Source organism: Sphaerisporangium sp. NPDC005289, assembly GCF_040607455.1.
Taxonomy (GTDB): Bacteria; Actinomycetota; Actinomycetes; order Streptosporangiales; family Streptosporangiaceae; genus Sphaerisporangium; species Sphaerisporangium rhizosphaerae.
On the sequence record NZ_JBEXGS010000004.1, the window covers coordinates 116693 to 132628 of the forward strand.

16 protein-coding genes are annotated in these 15936 nt (G+C 68.2%); 10 read left to right on the plus strand and 6 right to left on the minus strand.

Annotation, left to right across the window (positions count from 1 at the left end; translation table 11 throughout):
• Nucleotides 1–11: 11 nt before the first annotated feature.
• From nuoH to ABZT47_RS08970, 8 genes are read left to right on the plus strand one after another with little or no spacing between them, the layout of a single operon-like run.
• A complete protein-coding gene (gene nuoH, locus ABZT47_RS08935) occupies nt 12–1370 on the plus strand; it encodes an NADH-quinone oxidoreductase subunit NuoH (protein WP_354837842.1) in 1359 nt (452 codons plus the stop codon).
• A complete protein-coding gene (gene nuoI, locus ABZT47_RS08940; RefSeq protein ID WP_354837844.1) occupies nt 1357–1872 on the plus strand; it encodes an NADH-quinone oxidoreductase subunit NuoI in 516 nt (171 codons plus the stop codon). The genes nuoH and nuoI overlap by 14 nt, the downstream gene beginning before the upstream one ends.
• Nucleotides 1865–2755: an NADH-quinone oxidoreductase subunit J gene (locus ABZT47_RS08945; protein WP_354837846.1), complete on the plus strand. Its 891-nt coding sequence runs from the start codon at nt 1865–1867 to the stop codon at nt 2753–2755. Before nuoI ends, ABZT47_RS08945 begins: the two co-directional genes overlap by 8 nt.
• Nucleotides 2752–3048 (plus strand): NADH-quinone oxidoreductase subunit NuoK, encoded by a 297-nt coding sequence (gene nuoK, locus ABZT47_RS08950; protein ID WP_354837848.1) that lies wholly within the window; start codon nt 2752–2754, stop codon nt 3046–3048. The genes ABZT47_RS08945 and nuoK overlap by 4 nt, the downstream gene beginning before the upstream one ends.
• Before the next feature lie 9 nt (nt 3049–3057).
• Nucleotides 3058–4968 carry an NADH-quinone oxidoreductase subunit L gene (nuoL, locus tag ABZT47_RS08955; RefSeq protein ID WP_354837850.1) on the plus strand — a complete coding sequence of 637 codons (1911 nt, stop codon included), beginning with the start codon at nt 3058–3060 and terminating at the stop codon, nt 4966–4968.
• Nucleotides 4968–6497 carry an NADH-quinone oxidoreductase subunit M gene (locus ABZT47_RS08960; RefSeq protein WP_354837852.1) on the plus strand — a complete coding sequence of 510 codons (1530 nt, stop codon included), beginning with the start codon at nt 4968–4970 and terminating at the stop codon, nt 6495–6497. The genes nuoL and ABZT47_RS08960 overlap by 1 nt, the downstream gene beginning before the upstream one ends.
• Nucleotides 6494–8053, plus strand: a complete 1560-nt coding sequence (gene nuoN, locus ABZT47_RS08965) for an NADH-quinone oxidoreductase subunit NuoN (protein ID WP_354837854.1) — start codon at nt 6494–6496, stop codon at nt 8051–8053. The genes ABZT47_RS08960 and nuoN overlap by 4 nt, the downstream gene beginning before the upstream one ends.
• Nucleotides 8054–8065: 12 nt before the next feature.
• Nucleotides 8066–9061 (plus strand): polyprenyl synthetase family protein, encoded by a 996-nt coding sequence (locus tag ABZT47_RS08970; protein ID WP_354837856.1) that lies wholly within the window; start codon nt 8066–8068, stop codon nt 9059–9061.
• A 304-nt stretch (nt 9062–9365) separates the two neighbouring features.
• Here the strand turns inward: ABZT47_RS08970 and ABZT47_RS08975 are convergent, their stop codons facing one another.
• Nucleotides 9366–10220, minus strand: a complete 855-nt coding sequence (locus tag ABZT47_RS08975; RefSeq protein WP_354837858.1) for an LLM class flavin-dependent oxidoreductase — start codon at nt 10218–10220, stop codon at nt 9366–9368.
• A gap of 303 nt (nt 10221–10523) precedes the next feature.
• On the minus strand, nt 10524–11441 hold the full coding sequence (gene rarD / locus ABZT47_RS08980) for an EamA family transporter RarD (RefSeq protein ID WP_354837859.1): 918 nt from the start codon (nt 11439–11441) through the stop codon (nt 10524–10526).
• A gap of 139 nt (nt 11442–11580) precedes the next feature.
• Here rarD and msrA point away from each other — a divergent pair, with 139 nt between their 5' ends.
• The gene (gene msrA / locus ABZT47_RS08985; protein WP_354837860.1) at nt 11581–12243 is read left to right on the plus strand and encodes a peptide-methionine (S)-S-oxide reductase MsrA; all 663 of its coding nucleotides are present in this window, start codon (nt 11581–11583) and stop codon (nt 12241–12243) included.
• Nucleotides 12244–12489: 246 nt separating this feature from the next.
• Here the strand turns inward: msrA and ABZT47_RS08990 are convergent, their stop codons facing one another.
• Together ABZT47_RS08990 and ABZT47_RS08995 are read right to left on the minus strand one after the other, a co-directional pair.
• Complete coding sequence (locus ABZT47_RS08990) at nt 12490–12747, minus strand: heavy-metal-associated domain-containing protein (RefSeq protein WP_354837861.1); 258 nt, start codon at nt 12745–12747, stop codon at nt 12490–12492.
• Nucleotides 12744–13223: a nuclear transport factor 2 family protein gene (locus ABZT47_RS08995; protein WP_354837863.1), complete on the minus strand. Its 480-nt coding sequence runs from the start codon at nt 13221–13223 to the stop codon at nt 12744–12746. The genes ABZT47_RS08990 and ABZT47_RS08995 overlap by 4 nt, the downstream gene beginning before the upstream one ends.
• An 86-nt stretch (nt 13224–13309) precedes the next feature.
• Here ABZT47_RS08995 and ABZT47_RS09000 point away from each other — a divergent pair, with 86 nt between their 5' ends.
• The gene (locus ABZT47_RS09000; RefSeq protein WP_354837865.1) at nt 13310–13897 is read left to right on the plus strand and encodes a TetR/AcrR family transcriptional regulator; all 588 of its coding nucleotides are present in this window, start codon (nt 13310–13312) and stop codon (nt 13895–13897) included.
• Nucleotides 13898–14238: 341 nt separating this feature from the next.
• On the opposite strand, the gene ABZT47_RS09005 is transcribed toward ABZT47_RS09000, so the two are convergent.
• Together ABZT47_RS09005 and ABZT47_RS09010 are read right to left on the minus strand one after the other, a co-directional pair.
• Nucleotides 14239–14418: a hypothetical protein gene (locus ABZT47_RS09005; RefSeq protein WP_354837867.1), complete on the minus strand. Its 180-nt coding sequence runs from the start codon at nt 14416–14418 to the stop codon at nt 14239–14241.
• A 146-nt stretch (nt 14419–14564) separates the two neighbouring features.
• Complete coding sequence (locus ABZT47_RS09010) at nt 14565–15833, minus strand: ATP-binding protein (protein WP_354837869.1); 1269 nt, start codon at nt 15831–15833, stop codon at nt 14565–14567.
• Between the last annotated feature and the right edge of the window lie 103 nt (nt 15834–15936).

The following is a 15936-nucleotide window of genomic DNA, read 5'->3' on the forward strand; positions in this document are numbered from 1 at the left end:
GTGAGCGACCAATGACAGGGCCTCTGCTCGTCGCCGATCCGGCCGGGCCCACCCTGGCCGACTTCGGCAAGGATCCCTTGTGGATCTCCATCATCAAGGCCGTCTTCATCTTCGTGTTCCTGATGCTGGGCGTGCTGTTCGGCGTGTGGACCGAGCGCAAGCTCATCTCGCGCATGCAGCACCGCTACGGCCCGAACCGCGCGGGCAAGTTCGGCCTGCTGCAGTCGGTTGCGGACGGCATCAAGATGGGACTCAAGGAGGACATCCTCCCGAGGACCGTCGACAAGCTCGTCTACATCCTCGCCCCGATCATCATCGCGGTGCCGGCCTTCCTGTCGTACTCCATCATCCCGTTCGGGCCGGTGGTGTCGATGTTCGGCGTGCGCACCCCGCTCCAGCTCACCGACCTGCCGGTCGCCGTGCTGCTGGTGCTGGCGATGGCCTCCATCGGCGTCTACGGCATCGTGCTCGCCGGCTGGGGCTCGCGCTCGCCGTACGCGGTGCTGGGCGGCCTGCGCTCGACGGCCCAGGTCATCTCCTACGAGATCGCGATGGGCCTGTCGTTCGTGGCGGTGTTCCTGTTCGCCGGCACGCTGTCCACCTCCGAGATCGTCGGCAAGCAGGCCTCCGGCGGCTCCTGGCACGCCTTCGGGCTCGACATCCCGCTGCCGTCCTGGTACGCCATCCTGCTGATCCCGTCGTTCCTGATCTACGTGATCACGATGCTCGGCGAGACCAACCGCGTGCCGTTCGACCTCCCCGAGGGCGAGGGCGAGCTGGTCGGCGGCTTCCACACCGAGTACTCCTCGTCGCTGAAGTTCGCGATGTTCATGCTCGCCGAGTACGCCAACGTGTTCACCGTGTCGGGCCTGTGCATCACGCTGTTCCTCGGCGGGTGGCGGGCCCCGTGGCCCATCTCGCTGTGGGACGGGGCCAACGTCGGCTGGTGGCCCATGCTGTGGTTCTTCGTCAAGCTCGTGCTGGTGTTCGCGTTCTTCATCTGGGTGCGCGCCTCGCTGCCGCGCATCCGCTACGACCAGCTCATGCACTTCGGCTGGAAGGTCCTGATCCCGCTGAACCTGGCGTGGATCCTGCTGGTGGCCACCGTCCGCGCCCTGCGCGTCGCCGAGGGCCAGCGCAACCTGGTGCTCGTCGTCGTCGCGGTCGTCGTCGTCGGATGCCTGGCCATCTATTTCCGGTTCGACACGGTCAACCAGCGTCGCAGGGAGGCCAAGGCGGCGGAGGTGGAGGCCGAGTTCGAGCAGCTGCGCGCCGAGCCCACCGCCGGCGGGTTCCCGGTGCCGGCCCTCGACCTGCCGCACTACCACGGCGTCAACGGACGCAAGGAGGTCCCCAGTGGGACTAACTGATTTCCTGAACCCCGTGAAGGGGTTCGGCGTCACCTTCCACCACATGTTCAAGAAGCCGGTGACGGTGAACTACCCCGAGGAGAAGAAGCCCACCGCTCCTCGGTTCCACGGCCGTCACCAGCTGAACCGCTGGCCGGACGGGCTGGAGAAGTGCGTCGGGTGCGAGCTGTGCGCCTGGGCCTGTCCCGCCGACGCCATCTTCGTGGAGGGCGCCGACAACACCGACGCGGAGCGTTTCTCGCCGGGCGAGCGGTACGGCAGGACGTACCAGATCAACTATCTGCGGTGCATCCTGTGCGGCCTGTGCATCGAGGCGTGCCCGACACGGGCGCTCACGATGACCAACGAGTACGAGCTCGCGGACTCAAGCCGTGAGAGCCTCATCTACACCAAGGAGATGCTGCTCGCGCCGCTGGGTCCCGGCATGGAGGCGCCCCCGCACCCCATGCGCCTCGGCGACACCGAAGAGGACTACTACCGGTTGGGCCGTAGCAATGGGTGAAACGATCACGTTCTGGGTGCTGGCGGTCGTCTCGGTGGCCGCGGCGTTCGGGCTCGTCTTCAGCCGCAAGGCGGTGTACTCCGCGCTCATGCTGGGCGTGGTCATGCTCTCGCTGGCGGTGCTGTACGCCGTGCAGGACGCCCCGTTCCTCGCCGTGGTGCAGATCATCGTCTACACCGGCGCGGTCATGATGCTGTTCCTGTTCGTGCTGATGCTGGTCGGCGTCGACTCCTCCGACTCGCTGGTCGAGACGATCAAGGGACAGCGCTTCTGGGCGGTCATCGCCGGGCTCGGCTTCGCCGTGCTGCTGGCGGCCGGCATCGGCAACGCCGTGATCGGCGCGCCGACCGGGCTGAGCGCGGCGGTCAGCGCGGACGGCGGCAACGTCCCGACGCTCGCCCGCCTCATCTTCACCCGGTACGTCTTCGCCTTCGAGGTCACCTCCGCGCTGCTCATCACCGCCGCGCTCGGCGCGATGGTGCTGGCGCACCGCGAGCGCAGCGAGCCCAAGCCGACGCAGAAGGACCTGGCGCGCGCCCGCTTCCTCGGCGACCACCCGGCCCCGCTGCCCGGCCCGGGCACCTACGCCCGGCACAACGCGATCGACATGCCCGCCCTGCTGCCCGACGGCACGGTCTCGGAGCTGTCGGTCAACCGGGTCATCGCCCGGCACGACGTCGAGGACGGCCGCCTCCCGGACAACCCGAGACTGGCGGAGGCCATCAGGAGGGTCGCCGAGAGCGGCGTCCGCACCGAGCGGCCGAAGGTCGTCCAGGCGGTCGCCGAGCCGCCCGAGGCGCCGGTCGACGAGCAGGACAAGCCCAAGGCCGCCCAGACGGCCGGCCCGGCCGCCGACCGCCCCGTCGAGGAGGAAGGCAAGTGACCACCCACTACCTGGTGCTGTCCGCGCTGCTGTTCGCCATCGGCGCCGTCGGCGTGCTGGTACGCCGCAACGCCATCGTCGTGTTCATGTGCGTGGAGCTGATGCTCAACGCGTGCAACCTGGCTTTCGTCACCTTCGCCCGGCAGCACGGCAACCTGGAAGGCCAGATCATCGCGTTCTTCGTGATGATCGTGGCCGCCGCCGAGGTCGTCGTCGGTCTCGCGATCATCGTGACGATCTTCCGAACCCGCAGGTCCGCGTCGGTGGACGACGCCAACCTGCTGAAGTACTAAGAGGACGCCGTGGAAACCGCTGCTGAGATCGTCCAGCACTCCGGTGGAGTGATCGGCCTGTCCTGGCTGACGATCGCCCTGCCCCTGCTGGGCGCGGCGATCCTGCTGCTGGGCGGCCGCCGCACCGACCGCTGGGGCCACCTGCTGGGCGTCGTCATGTCGCTGGCGTCGTTCGTGGTGGCCGTGCTCGTCTTCTTCGAACTGCTCGGCTTCGGGGCCGACCAGCGCCGCCGCGTGGTGGAGCTGTACGACTTCCTGCCGGGCGGCTCCATCGACGTCAAGATGGGCCTGCTGCTGGACCCGCTGTCGATCTCGTTCGCCCTGCTGATCACCGGTGTCGGGTCGCTGATCCACATCTACTCGATCGGCTACATGGCGCACGACCCGAACCGGCGGCGGTTCTTCGCCTACCTGAACCTCTTCGTCGCCGCGATGCTGCTGCTGGTGCTGGCCGACAACTACCTCGGCCTGTACGTCGGCTGGGAGGGCGTGGGCCTGGCGTCCTACCTGCTCATCGGCTTCTGGCAGCACAAGCCCTCGGCGGCGGCCGCGGCGAAGAAGGCCTTCATCGTCAACCGCGTCGGCGACATGGGCCTCGCGCTCGGCGTCTTCGTCATCTTCACGACGTTCGGCACCGTGGCCTTCGGCCCGGTCCTGTCCCACGTGCCGCAGGCGTCGCAGGGCACGCTGACCCTCATCGGGCTCGCGCTGCTGCTCGGCGCGTGCGGCAAGTCGGCCCAGCTCCCGCTGCAGTCCTGGCTCCTCGACGCGATGGAGGGCCCGACCCCGGTCTCGGCCCTCATCCACGCGGCCACCATGGTCACCGCCGGCGTCTACCTGGTGGTGCGCTCCGGCCCGATCTACGTGGGAGCCCCGACCGCGGCGCTCGTCGTGACCATCGTCGGCGTCGCCACGCTGCTCGCCGGTGCGATCATCGGTACCGCCAAGGACGACATCAAGAAGGCCCTGGCCGGATCGACGATGTCGCAGATCGGCTACATGATGCTCGCCGCCGGGCTCGGCCCGGTCGGGTACGCCTTCGCCATCGCCCACCTGATCGCCCACGGCTTCTTCAAGGCCTCGATGTTCCTCGGCGCCGGCTCGGTCATGCACGCCATGAACGACGAGGTCGACATGCGCAAGTACGGGGGCCTGGCCGGAAAGATGCGCATCACCTGGGCCACCTTCGGGCTCGGCTACCTGGCGATCATCGGCTTCCCGCTGCTGTCCGGCTACTGGACCAAGGACGGCATCATCGAGACCGCGATGGAGCACAACCCGATCCTCGGCTGGCTCGCCGTGATCGGCGCGGGCATCACCGGCTTCTACATGTCGCGCCTGTTCTTCATGACCTTCCACGGCAAGCCCCGCTGGGAGTCCGGCGCCCACCCGCACGAGTCTCCGGCCGTCATGACCTGGCCGCTGATCCTGCTGTCGATCGGCTCGGTGTTCGGCGGCGCGTTCCTCATCGTGGGCAACCGGTTCATGGAGTTCCTGGCCCCGGCCGTCGGCCGTCCCGAGGAGCTGCCGAGCTTCCACCCGTTCAGCGTCACCGGCCTGGCGACGCTCGCGGTGGTCGCGGTAGGCGTCGCCTACGCCTGGATGCGCTACGGCAGGGCCGAGGTCCCGGCCGTCGCCCCGCGCGGGTCGATCCTCACCGTCTTCGCCCGCCGTGACCTGTACGGCGACGCGATCAACGAGGCGCTGTTCATGCGCCCCGGCCAGTGGCTGACCCGGCTCGCGGTGTTCTTCGACAACCGCGGCGTCGACGGGCTGGTCAACGGGCTGGCGGCGCTCATCGGCGGCACCTCCGGGCGCCTGCGCCGCGTCCAGACCGGCTTCGTCCGGTCGTACGCCTTGTCGATATTCTTCGGTGCCGCCCTCCTGGTCGGCGCATGGTTCGTCGTAGGGAACCTGTGATGCCCTGGCTCTCAATCCTGATGGGCGTGCCCGTGGTGGGCGCGCTGGCGGTGGCGGCGGTGCCCAAGGGCAACGACAAGCTCGCCAAGCAGCTCACGCTCGCGGTCTCGCTCGTCGTGCTGGTGCTCACGCTGGCCATGGCGGCCCAGTTCAAGCCGTCGGGGGCCCGCGACCAGTTCAGCGAGGTCCACTCCTGGATCCCGTCGTTCGGCGTCCACTACGCCGTCGCGGTCGACGGCATCGCGCTGGTGCTCATCGCGCTCGCGGTGGTGCTGGTGCCGATCGTGGTGCTGGCCTCCTGGCACGACGCCGAGCGGCCCGACGCCAAGCGGTCGGTCAAGACCTACTTCGCGCTCATCCTGGTGCTCGAGGCGATGATGATCGGCGTCTTCGCGGCGACCGACGTCTTCCTGTTCTACGTGTTCTTCGAGGCCATGCTGATCCCGATGTACTTCATGATCGGGTCCTACGGCGGGGCGCAGCGGTCCTACGCGGCCGTGAAGTTCCTGCTGTACTCGCTGTTCGGCGGCCTGCTCATGCTGGTGGCCGTGATCGCGCTGTACTCCATCGCGGCCAAGGGCACCTTCCTGCAGCCCGAGCTCATCGGCGTCATCAAGGACCCGACGACGCAGAAGTGGCTGTTCCTCGGCTTCTTCATCGCCTTCGCCGTCAAGGCGCCGCTGTGGCCCTTCCACACCTGGCTGCCCGACGCCGCCGCCCAGGCGCCCGCCGGCGCGGCCGTCCTGCTCGTCGGCGTGCTGGACAAGGTCGGCACCTACGGCATGCTCCGCTTCTGCCTGGAGCTGTTCCCCGACGCCGCCAAGTTCTTCACGCCGCTGGTGATCGCGCTCAGCGTCATCGGCATCGTGTACGGCGCCATCGTGGCCATCGGGCAGACCGACATGAAGCGGCTCATCGCCTACACCTCGATCTCGCACTTCGGCTTCATCACCATGGGCGTGTTCGCGATGACCGCCGACGCCGGCTCGGGCGCCACGCTCTACATGGTCAACCACGGGTTCTCCACCGGCGCGCTGTTCCTGCTCGCGGGCTTCCTGATCAACCGCAGAGGCTCGCAGTACATCGCCGACTACGGAGGCGTCCAGAAGGTCGCCCCCGTGCTGGCGGGCACCTTCCTGGTCGCCGGCCTGTCGTCGCTGTCGCTGCCGGGCCTGTCGACCTTCGTCAGCGAGTTCCTCGTCCTGATCGGCACCTACGAGCGCTTCATCGTGCCGAGCATCATCGCGCTGATCGGCATGGTCCTGGCGGCCATCTACATCCTGTGGATGTACCAGCGCATGATGACCGGGCCGACCGCCGAGTCGGTCAAGGCGCTCCCCGACCTGAACCTCCGCGAGAAGGTCGTCGTGGTCCCGCTCCTCGCGCTGCTCATCGGCTTCGGGTTCTTCCCCGGACCGCTGCTCAACGTGATCAACCCGGCGGTCCACCAGACCCTCACCAGCGTGCAGGCGCCGCAGTTCACCCCCGCCATACCCGCGACCGCTGAGAAGAAGGGGGCAGGCCAGTGAGCTCGCTCGCCGCCGCCGCGATTGAGGCGCCGAAGATCGAATACGGTGAGCTCGCGCCGATGCTCATCGTCTTCGGCGCGGCGATGATCGGTGTCCTGGTCGAGGCGTTCACGCCCCGCTACCTGCGCAAGTCGATCCAGATGCCGATCACCGTCCTGTCCATGGCCGGCGCGTTCGCGCTGACCGTCTGGCAGGCGGTCAAAGGCGTGCGCAACGCCGCCGCCATGGGCGCCATCGCCGTGGACGGGCCGTCCCTGTTCATCTGGGGCGCCATCCTGCTGCTCGCCATCGTCAGCGTCCTGCTGATCAACGACGACGACAACTTCGTCGCCCAGGCCGCGGCCGTGCCCGGCAGCGCCGAGGAGGACCGCGCGATCTCCGAGGGCGGCGCCCACACCGAGATCTACCCGCTGGTGCTCTTCGCCGTCGGCGGCATGATGCTCTTCCCCGCCTCGAACGACCTGCTGATCATGTTCGTGGCCCTTGAGGTCATGTCCCTGCCGCTGTACCTGCTGTGCGGCCTGGCGCGCCGCCGCCGCCTGCTCTCGCAGGAGGCGGCCATGAAGTACTTCCTGCTCGGCGCCTTCTCCTCGGCGTTCTTCCTGTACGGCACCGCGCTGCTGTACGGGTTCGCCGGGTCGGTGGACCTCAAGGCCATCTCCGACGCCCTCGCCACCGTCGGCGGCCAGGACAGCCTGCTGTACATGGGTGCCGCGACGCTCGGCGTCGGCCTGCTGTTCAAGATCGGCGCCGCGCCGTTCCAGGCGTGGAAGCCGGACGTGTACCAGGGCGCGCCCACGCCGATCACCGCGCTGATGGCCTCCGGCACGCTCATCGCCGCGTTCGGCGCGCTGCTGCGGGTGTTCTGGGTCGCGCTGGGCAATCTCGACACCGAGTGGACCCCGGTGCTGTGGGTCATCGCCATCCTGACGATGGTCGTCGGCGCCGTGCTCGCCATCACCCAGACCGACATCAAGCGGATGCTGGCCTACTCGTCGATCGCGCACACCGGCTTCCTGCTCACCGCGGTCGTCGCCACCGGCAAGTCGGCGCAGAACGCCAGCGCCCTGTCGGGCATCCTGTTCTACCTCGTCGCCTACGGCTTCGCCACGGTCGGCGCGTTCGCCGTCGTGACCATGGTGCGCGACCCCGGCGGCGAGGCGGGGCACCTGTCCCGCTGGGCCGGCCTCGGCAAGCGCTCCCCGCTGCTCGCCGGCATCTTCGCGCTCTTCCTGCTGGCCTTCGCCGGCATCCCGCTCACCTCCGGGTTCTTCGGCAAGTACGCCGTGTTCGCCGCCGCGGTCTCGGGCGGAGCAGTTCAGCTCGTCATCGTGGGTGTCGTGACCTCGGCCATGGCCGCGTTCTTCTACGTCCGCGTGATCGTCCTGATGTTCTTCAGCGACCCCTCGCCCGAGGGTCCGACCATCGCGGTGCCGAGCATGGGGACCGCGGCTGTGGTCACGCTCTCGGCGGCGGCTACCGTAGTGCTCGGGGTCTTCCCGCAGCCGGTGCTCGACCTCGCGCACTCGGCCGCGCAGTCGCTGTTCGTTCGTTAGGAGTAATGCTTGATGGCCGCGCCGCCCGTAGTCGACCTGCCATTCATCGACGAGGGGCTGGCAGCGGATGTCGCCAGCGGCCTCGACGCCGTGGAGAAGATGCTCCGCACGTCCGCCGACAGCCAGGACGCCTTCGTCGCGGAGGCGTCCAAGCACCTGATCGAGGCGGGCGGCAAGCGCTTCCGAGCGATGATCGTGCTGCTGGCGTCGCACTTCGGTGACTTCAGAGCCCCCGGTGTGATTCCGGGGGCCGTGGTCATCGAGCTGACCCACCTGGCGACGCTCTACCACGACGACGTCATGGACGAGGCCAGGGTCCGGCGCGGCTCGGCGTCCGCCAACGCCCTGTGGGACAACAAGGTCGCCATCCTCACCGGCGACTACCTGTTCGCCCAGGCGTCGGAGATCCTCGCCGACCTCGGGCCCGAACTGGTCCGCATCCAGGCCCGCACGTTCTCCCGGCTGGTCCGCGGGCAGATCCGCGAGACCATCGGGCCGCGGCCCGGTGTGGACGCAGTCACCCACTACATCGAGGTGCTGGCCGACAAGACCGGCTCGCTCATCGCCACCTCCGGCCGGTTCGGCGCCCTGCTCTCCGGAGCGACCCCCGAGGTCGTCGACCGCCTCACCAGCGCCTGCGAGGCCATCGGCGTGGCCTTCCAACTCCGGGACGACCTGCTCGACGTCGCCTCCACGGCGGGGGAGAGCGGCAAGACCCCCGGCACCGACCTGCGCGAGGGCATCCGCACCCTGCCGGTCCTGTACGTCCTGGCCTCGACCGACTCGCAGGACGCCCGGCTGCGCGAGCTGCTGTCCGGCCCGGTGGCCGAGGACGACGTCGCCGAGGCCGTCGAACTGCTGCGCGCCAACCAGGCCATGGTGCGCGCACGCGCCGAGCTGATGTCCTGGATCGGCCGGGCCCGCGACGACCTGATGACCCTCCCGGACATCCCCGCCCGCGCCGCCCTGCTCTCCCTCTGCGACTACGTCGCCGACCGCTCAGGCTGACCCTTCGCCCGCCTCGGCGGGCGCGCGGGCGCCGTAGCCGTCACCACCTTGGGGGCGTTGCTGCCGACGATGGCCTTCGCCCGCCTCGGCGGGCGCGCGGGCGCGCGGGCGCCGCAGGGTCCGCTAGTGCGGTGACCACCTATCTTCGCCGGGCCGGCTCCACCCGGCGGGTGCTGGATGTGATCGGCGCCGCGTCGGCGGGTCGTGGTACGGCGATGCCGGCGCCGGCCTACGGTGCCCGACCTGGCGAACTTTCGTGGAGAGTGCGCTAGGCCACCCACCAGCCAGGCCGGTCGGGCCTGGCTCAGGTTCCGCTGAGCAGGTCCACGACCGGCGCGAGCTTGTCGGCGTACATGGCGTTCACCGTGATGTAGGAGATCTGGTGGACGTCCCTGCGGCGCAGCAGCCGGTCGGCCATCTGCCGCGGGGAGCCGGAAAGGACGGCGATCGAGTCCTCCGGCAGGTCGGGGCCCATCTTGTCGGCCAGCCACGGCGGCACCTCGTCCCCGACCACGTGCAGCCCGAGGCTGAGCTCCAGGCGGTCGAAGTCGTCACTGGCCTGCCGGACCAGCCGCACGGGCTCGCCGAGCCCGTCCTCGGTGGTCGAGGGCGGCAGCCCCAGGGCGACGGTGTCGGCGTTCCTGGCGGCGAAGCCCAGCATGCGCGCCCCGCCCGCCGCGATCAGCACCCGCGGCCCGGCCCCGCCGGCACCGGCGCGGTCCGCGCCCGCCGACGGCGCCTTCGTGGAGTCGTGCCACGTGCGGACCTGGCGGATGACCTCCTCCAGCTTCCTGATGCGCTGGTCCACCGTGCCGAACGGCACGCCGAGCCGGGCCGCGTCCCGCTCGGCGTCCGGCCGGCCGGCGCCCAGGCCCAGCTCGAACCGGCCGCCGGACAGGAAGCTCAGGCCGTCGACCTCCCACGCGAGCTGCTCGGGCCGCCGGTTGGCGACCGACAGGACGAACGTGCCCAGCCCGATGGTCGACGTCGCCGCCGCGGCCGCGCTGAGCGCGGGCAGGGGCGGCAGGGTGTCCAGCGTGTCCGGCGTGAGGAATGTCGCGTACCCCAGGTCCTCGGCGCGGCGCGCGAGCGCGGTCCATTCATCGGCGCCGCGCGCCGTGGCGGCGACGACGCCGAACCGGAAAAGGCGATCTGCCATCGGGTCCCTCCCTCGGGTCCCGTCGATGCTCTCTCGCGGGAGGAGGGCCCGTCGTCCGCCGGCCGAGGCGTCCGTCGTACCGCCAGGGACGTACCCGCGCCCGGACGGCTACCTCCGGCGATGTAGGAGCCATGGACACGGGCCGGCGGAGCCACTTCGCCCCGCCGGACGTCCTGTCCAGAAAGGCTCCGACGCCCGGTCCTGGGAAGTGCAGATCTTCCGGCGCCCTGTCCCGGGAGTGCCAGACGGTCCGGCGTACAAGCTGGGGGAGTCGAAGGGGCCGACGCCCGGTCCTGGGAAGTGTCAGACGGTCTCCAGCGCCGGGGCGGGGGTGGCGGCGCGGCGGGTCGCATGGGCGTGGCGCAGTCCCTCCCAGCTGAACACCGCCAGCGCCAGCCAGATGATCGCGAATCCGACCCAGCGGCTGGGCGCCATGGTCTCGTGCGCCACCAGGACGCCGCACAGGAACTGCAGGATGGGCGCGATGTACTGCAGAAGCCCGATCACGCTGAGCGGCACCCGGATCGCGGAGGCCGTGAAGCACATCAGCGGAATCGCGGTGACCACGCCGCCGCCGGCCAGCAGCGCGGCGTGGCCGAGGCCCGCGGCGCCGAAGGTGGCCGTCCCCTGCGACTGGAGGAACGCCAGGTAGGCCAGCGCGGGCACCAGCAGCACCAGCGTCTCCACGGTGAGGCTCTCGGCCGCCCCCACGTTCGCCGCCTTCTTGATCAGCCCGTAGGTGCCGAAGCTGACCGCGAGCACCAGGGCGATCCAGGGCGGCCGGCCGTAGTCGACCGCGAGCACGATCACGGCCAGGGCGCCGAGCCCCACGGCCGTCCACTGCCAGGGCCGCAGCCGTTCCCGGAAGACGAGCACTCCGAACAGCACGCTCACCAGAGGGTTGATGAAGTACCCAAGCGCGCTCTCGACCACGTGCCCCGCGTTCACCGCGTAGATGTACACGCCCCAGTTCACCGAGACCGTCACGGCCGCCAGCGTCAGCAGGAGCAGCTTCCTCGGCTGTCTGGCCAGCTCGCGGAACCAGGACCAGTGGCGCCGTACGGCGAGTACGGCGATCACGGCCACCAGCGACCACACCACGCGGTGGGCGAGGATCTCGACGGCACCGGACGGCTTCAACAGGGGCCAGTAAAGGGGGAACAGGCCCCACATCGTGTAGGCGGCTACGCCATACAGGACACCGCGGCGCGAATCAGGCATGTACCCTATCTTCGCTGCTGGCAGCCTTTACCACAAATAAGGATCTCTGAGCCAGATCTTAAGAGATGCTTACGCCAGGAACATTCACCGGTCGCCGGTGGTTGCCTAGTGTGCAAAGAGTGTCCGACGGAGGTGCACGATGGGTTGGCTCTTCGGCAAGAACAAGACTTCGATGGTAACGCCGCAGGAGGCACTCCCCGGCCGCGCCGAGGTGATACCGGTGCCCGCGCGGCACGCGGTCCTCGACGCGCCGCTGGCCCCGCCGTACCCCGACGGGACCGAGATCGCCGAGTTCGGCATGGGCTGCTTCTGGGGCGCCGAGCGCAAGTTCTGGCAGACCCCGGGCGTCGTCTCCACCTCGGTGGGGTACCAGGGCGGCCACACGCCCAACCCGACCTACGAGGAGGTCTGCACGGGCCTCACCGGCCACGCCGAGGTCGTCCGCGTCGTCTTCGACCCGGCCAAGGTCTCCTACGAGGAGCTGCTCAAGGTCTTCTGGGAGGCACACGACCCCACCCAGGGCATGCGCCAGGGCAACGACGTGGGCACGCAGTACCGCTCCGCGATCTACACCCACGGCCCCGCCCAGGAGAAGTCCGCCGAGGCCTCCCGCGACGCCTACCAGCAGGTCCTCACCACCGCCGGCTACGGCGACATCACCACCGAGATCACCCCGGCCCCCACCTTCTACTATGCCGAGGACTATCACCAGCAGTACCTGTATAAGGTGCCAAATGGGTATTGCGGCATAGGCGGCACGGGGGTCTCGTGTCCGATCGGTCTGACCACCGGCGAAGCCTGATCCATCGAACTACGGACCGCACCCATCGGGGTGTGGTCCGCAGTCATGTGTGCGGGTCCGCCCGGAAATGGCCCTCGCTCCGCTCGGACTGTGTCTCTTGGGGCTCCCGCCCCAAACCCCAAGGCAGGGCTCCGCCCCGCACCCGGGGTCTCGTGTCCGCATGGCCGACTACACAGGGTGCGGTCACCACCATCTGTACAAGAACCTAACGGCTACTAAGGCCAAGCTGGGTGACCTCTCCGCGACTCACGGGCGTGAGCCGTCCTGCTGCCTGACCCCGGTGCGGTGATCGCCTGGCGCATCAGCTAGTTCGTAGCTGGCTTCCTCGACTGCAGCGCGTACTTCGGCGATGTCGAGCCTCCGGTCGCTGGTCACCGTGACAGTGTCGCCTTCGATGTCCACCGCCACGGTGGTAACGCCCGAGATGCGTTCGATTTCCTGGGTGACGAAGTCCGCGCAGTGTCCGCAGGCCATCCCGATCACGGTGTAGGTAGTTACGGTCATGACGATATCTGCCTACGGTGGGACGTCTCCGTCGCCGGCTGTCCCGAGCTGACCTGGGTGCCTGCCCCGGCTTCTGCAATGTCCTCGGCCTTGACCGGAACGAACCGGGTGAGCATGTGCGCCTGTCGCATCCGCCCGTCGTCGGCAAACTGCCCGAAGAAGTGCACCTCCATACGGCCTTCCCGCTTCCGGCTCTGGAAGTGCAGGGTGTAGCGGGCGGCGATCCGGTCCCCGTCGGCTATTGCCTCGTGTACCTCCCAGCGAGCACTGGGTTGATGCTTATGTGCCGGACGGGCGTGCGCGATGAGCTTGGTCCGGTCCATCCGGGTGCCGTCGGCGATCTGGACGATGTCTGGTGTGTGGTAGCGGTCGACGATGAGCGCCACGTCCTCGCTGCCGCACACCAGGTCGGTCATGAAGTAGGTAAAGAAGTCGGCTATGAACTGCTTTGGGTTGGTGCGATCGAGCCCGCGCATGTTACCCCCACCAGGCTGCAGTTTCTACGTAACCTTTACGAGCTGTAACATATAAGTCTTCCAAGAAGTTTGGCAAGGTGTAAGAGATGAGTCCGTCGCCGATGCGTAACCGCCGTGCCGATGCCCGCCGCAACAGGCTCGCCATCCTCGATGCGGCGGTCCAACTGCTCGACGCGCAGCCAGATGCCAGCCTCGACACCATCGCCATCGCTGCCGGGATGACCCGACAGACCATCTACGCCCATTTCCCATCGCGGGAGCATCTGATGGCGGCCGTCGTCGACCGGATTACCGAGGATGCCATTGCGGCGATGGACGCGGCTGAGCCGGACATCGGACCCGCAGCGGACGCATTGATGCGCGTACTTCAGGCCGGCGCCCGGACCGCAGAGCGGTATCCCGTCCTTACTAAGCGAATCGGTTCCCTCCCGGTGAGCCCGCAGGTCGACCAGGAGCGCCACTCACCCGTCGCCGATCGGATCAATCGAGTGATCCAGCGCGGCCAGGAGAGCGGAGAGTTCGACAACCGACTCCCGTCCGACTGGCTCGCCGCGGTCATCATCAAGATCGGTCACGCTGCGGGCGAAGAGGTCGACGCCGGTCGGATGTCGCGCTCCGAGGCGGCCAACGCACTGCGCACCGTCATGCTCCGGGTGCTCGCGGCTCCAGCTTGAGGCTGTCGGATATGGCAGGACGGTCAGTGTCAGCAGGCACGCAAAGGCAATGTTGTCGAACCGAACCTCGCGCCCAAGACCAAGCTTCTGGAAGAGCCCGGGAGGTCCAACGGAAACACCGTGGGTCATAGGACGACATTCCCTGTTGCGCCGTCTTTCAGCGTATAGCGGTCGAGCGGCACTACCACGAATCGGATCGGAGAGCAGGTGACAGATCTCTGTCACCGCGAGCGAAGGTACGACGAGTCTGGTCCAGTTCTGTGCGAGGAATCGCACGCAGCGGGCGTGATCCTTGTCTGCTCTGTTGAACGTGGCGGCCAAGGGACCCGTGTCACAGAGGATCACGCGATGATCGCTCCGTCGGACTCCTCGCGGTGAGGATAGGTGAGATACCAGTCATGATGGACGCCAAGGTCTGCCGGCCCTTGAAGAGCACCGACCAGAGCGGCGAGGTGCCGAGGAAGCTGCGGCTCATCGAGAGCGTCCTCGGTGCCGGCGCCGGCATCATCGTCGAAATCCATGGTTCCAGAGTAGGCACGAACCTATCCGAGCCAGAGGCATCTCTCGAGCTGTAGCGTACGCAACTGCCGTCTGCCCCAACGGCCACTGAGGCATCGGCGGGACCGGTGTCAACGCAGGTGACCCTTCGGCGTGGTGCCCGATCGGGTCAGGAGGCTGGGGCCGCTTCCCACAGCGCGGACAGTGGCAGGGCCCGCATTCGGTCCCCGAATGGGAGTGTTTCTTGACCCGCGTAGAGGACGAAGCCGGCGATCAGGCGGTCACCGAGTTTGCGGGCCAGGTGCTGGAGTCCCTTGAAGTCGTCTGCTCGTACGGTTTCGGCCGCCTTGACCTCGATGCCGACGACTTCGCCGGATGCTCGTTCCAGGATGCCGTCGACCTCGACGTTGTCTCGGTCGCGATAGTGGTAGAGGCGTACGGGCTCCTCGGCCCATGTCAGTTGGCGAGCCAGCTCGCCCAGGGCGAAGTTCTCCAGAAGGGGACCCACTGGGGCGGTTATGCCGGTAGTCCGGGCTGGGGTGAGGCCTGCCAGGTGTGCCCCCAGTCCGGAGTCCACGATCAGTAGCTTGGGGGTCGCGACCGCACGTGTCGTGGCATTGGACGACCAGGCCGGTATCCGCCTGATGACATAAACCAGGTCGAGCAGGTCGACGTACCGTTTCACGGTGTTGCGCGGAAGTCCGAGGTCACGACTGATGTTGTCGATCACTGTCAGCCCGCCCATGCGTCCACAGAGAACGTTCAGCAAGCGCCGCATGTCCGCGGGCCGCTCAATATCGGAGACCTGTTTAACGTCCCGGTTGATCAGATCGGAGATGTAGGACTCGAAGAACCGTGCCCTTCTCCGATGTGTAGGACGGTGGACCGCTTCCGGGTATCCGCCCCGTAGTGCGCGGTCAAGGTAATCGGCTCTGCGGAGTCGGGATCTCGGAATCTCGAGGTCAGGTCCCTTCTGGAACGCCGCATCCACGAATCCGTCGGCGCTGCGCTCGATTTCCCCCTGGGAGAGCGGCCAGAGTTCGATCGTCTCGGATCGGCCGGGAAGTGCGTCGGGAAGATCACGTAGGCCAAGTAGCCGGGCCGAGCCTGTCAGCAGGAAGCGTCCTGGGCGAGGGTCGGCGTCCACCTCGCGTTTGATGGAGAGCAGGAGGTCGGGTACGCGCTGGACCTCGTCGATGAGCATGAGCCCGTCATGGTGGACGACTCCGTCAGGGTCCTGTCGTGCCGCAGCGCGCACCGCCGCCTGATCCAGATAAATCTCCCGTGATCCCGGCGTCCTGTGCACGATCGCCTGGGCCAGGGTGCTCTTGCCGACCTGCCTGGCACCATTGATCACTACGACCCGGGTGTCGACCAGTGCCTCCACAGCCATGGCTTCCGCACGCCGGGGGAAGACCGTCAGCTCATCGGTGTCCACTGGCTCAGGATAGGCGGGCTCACCTCTACGTGTGGCAGATTTGCCGCATCTCTCATGGCAGATTCGCCGAGATATTGATGGCCGTTCTGCCGCTCATCTCATG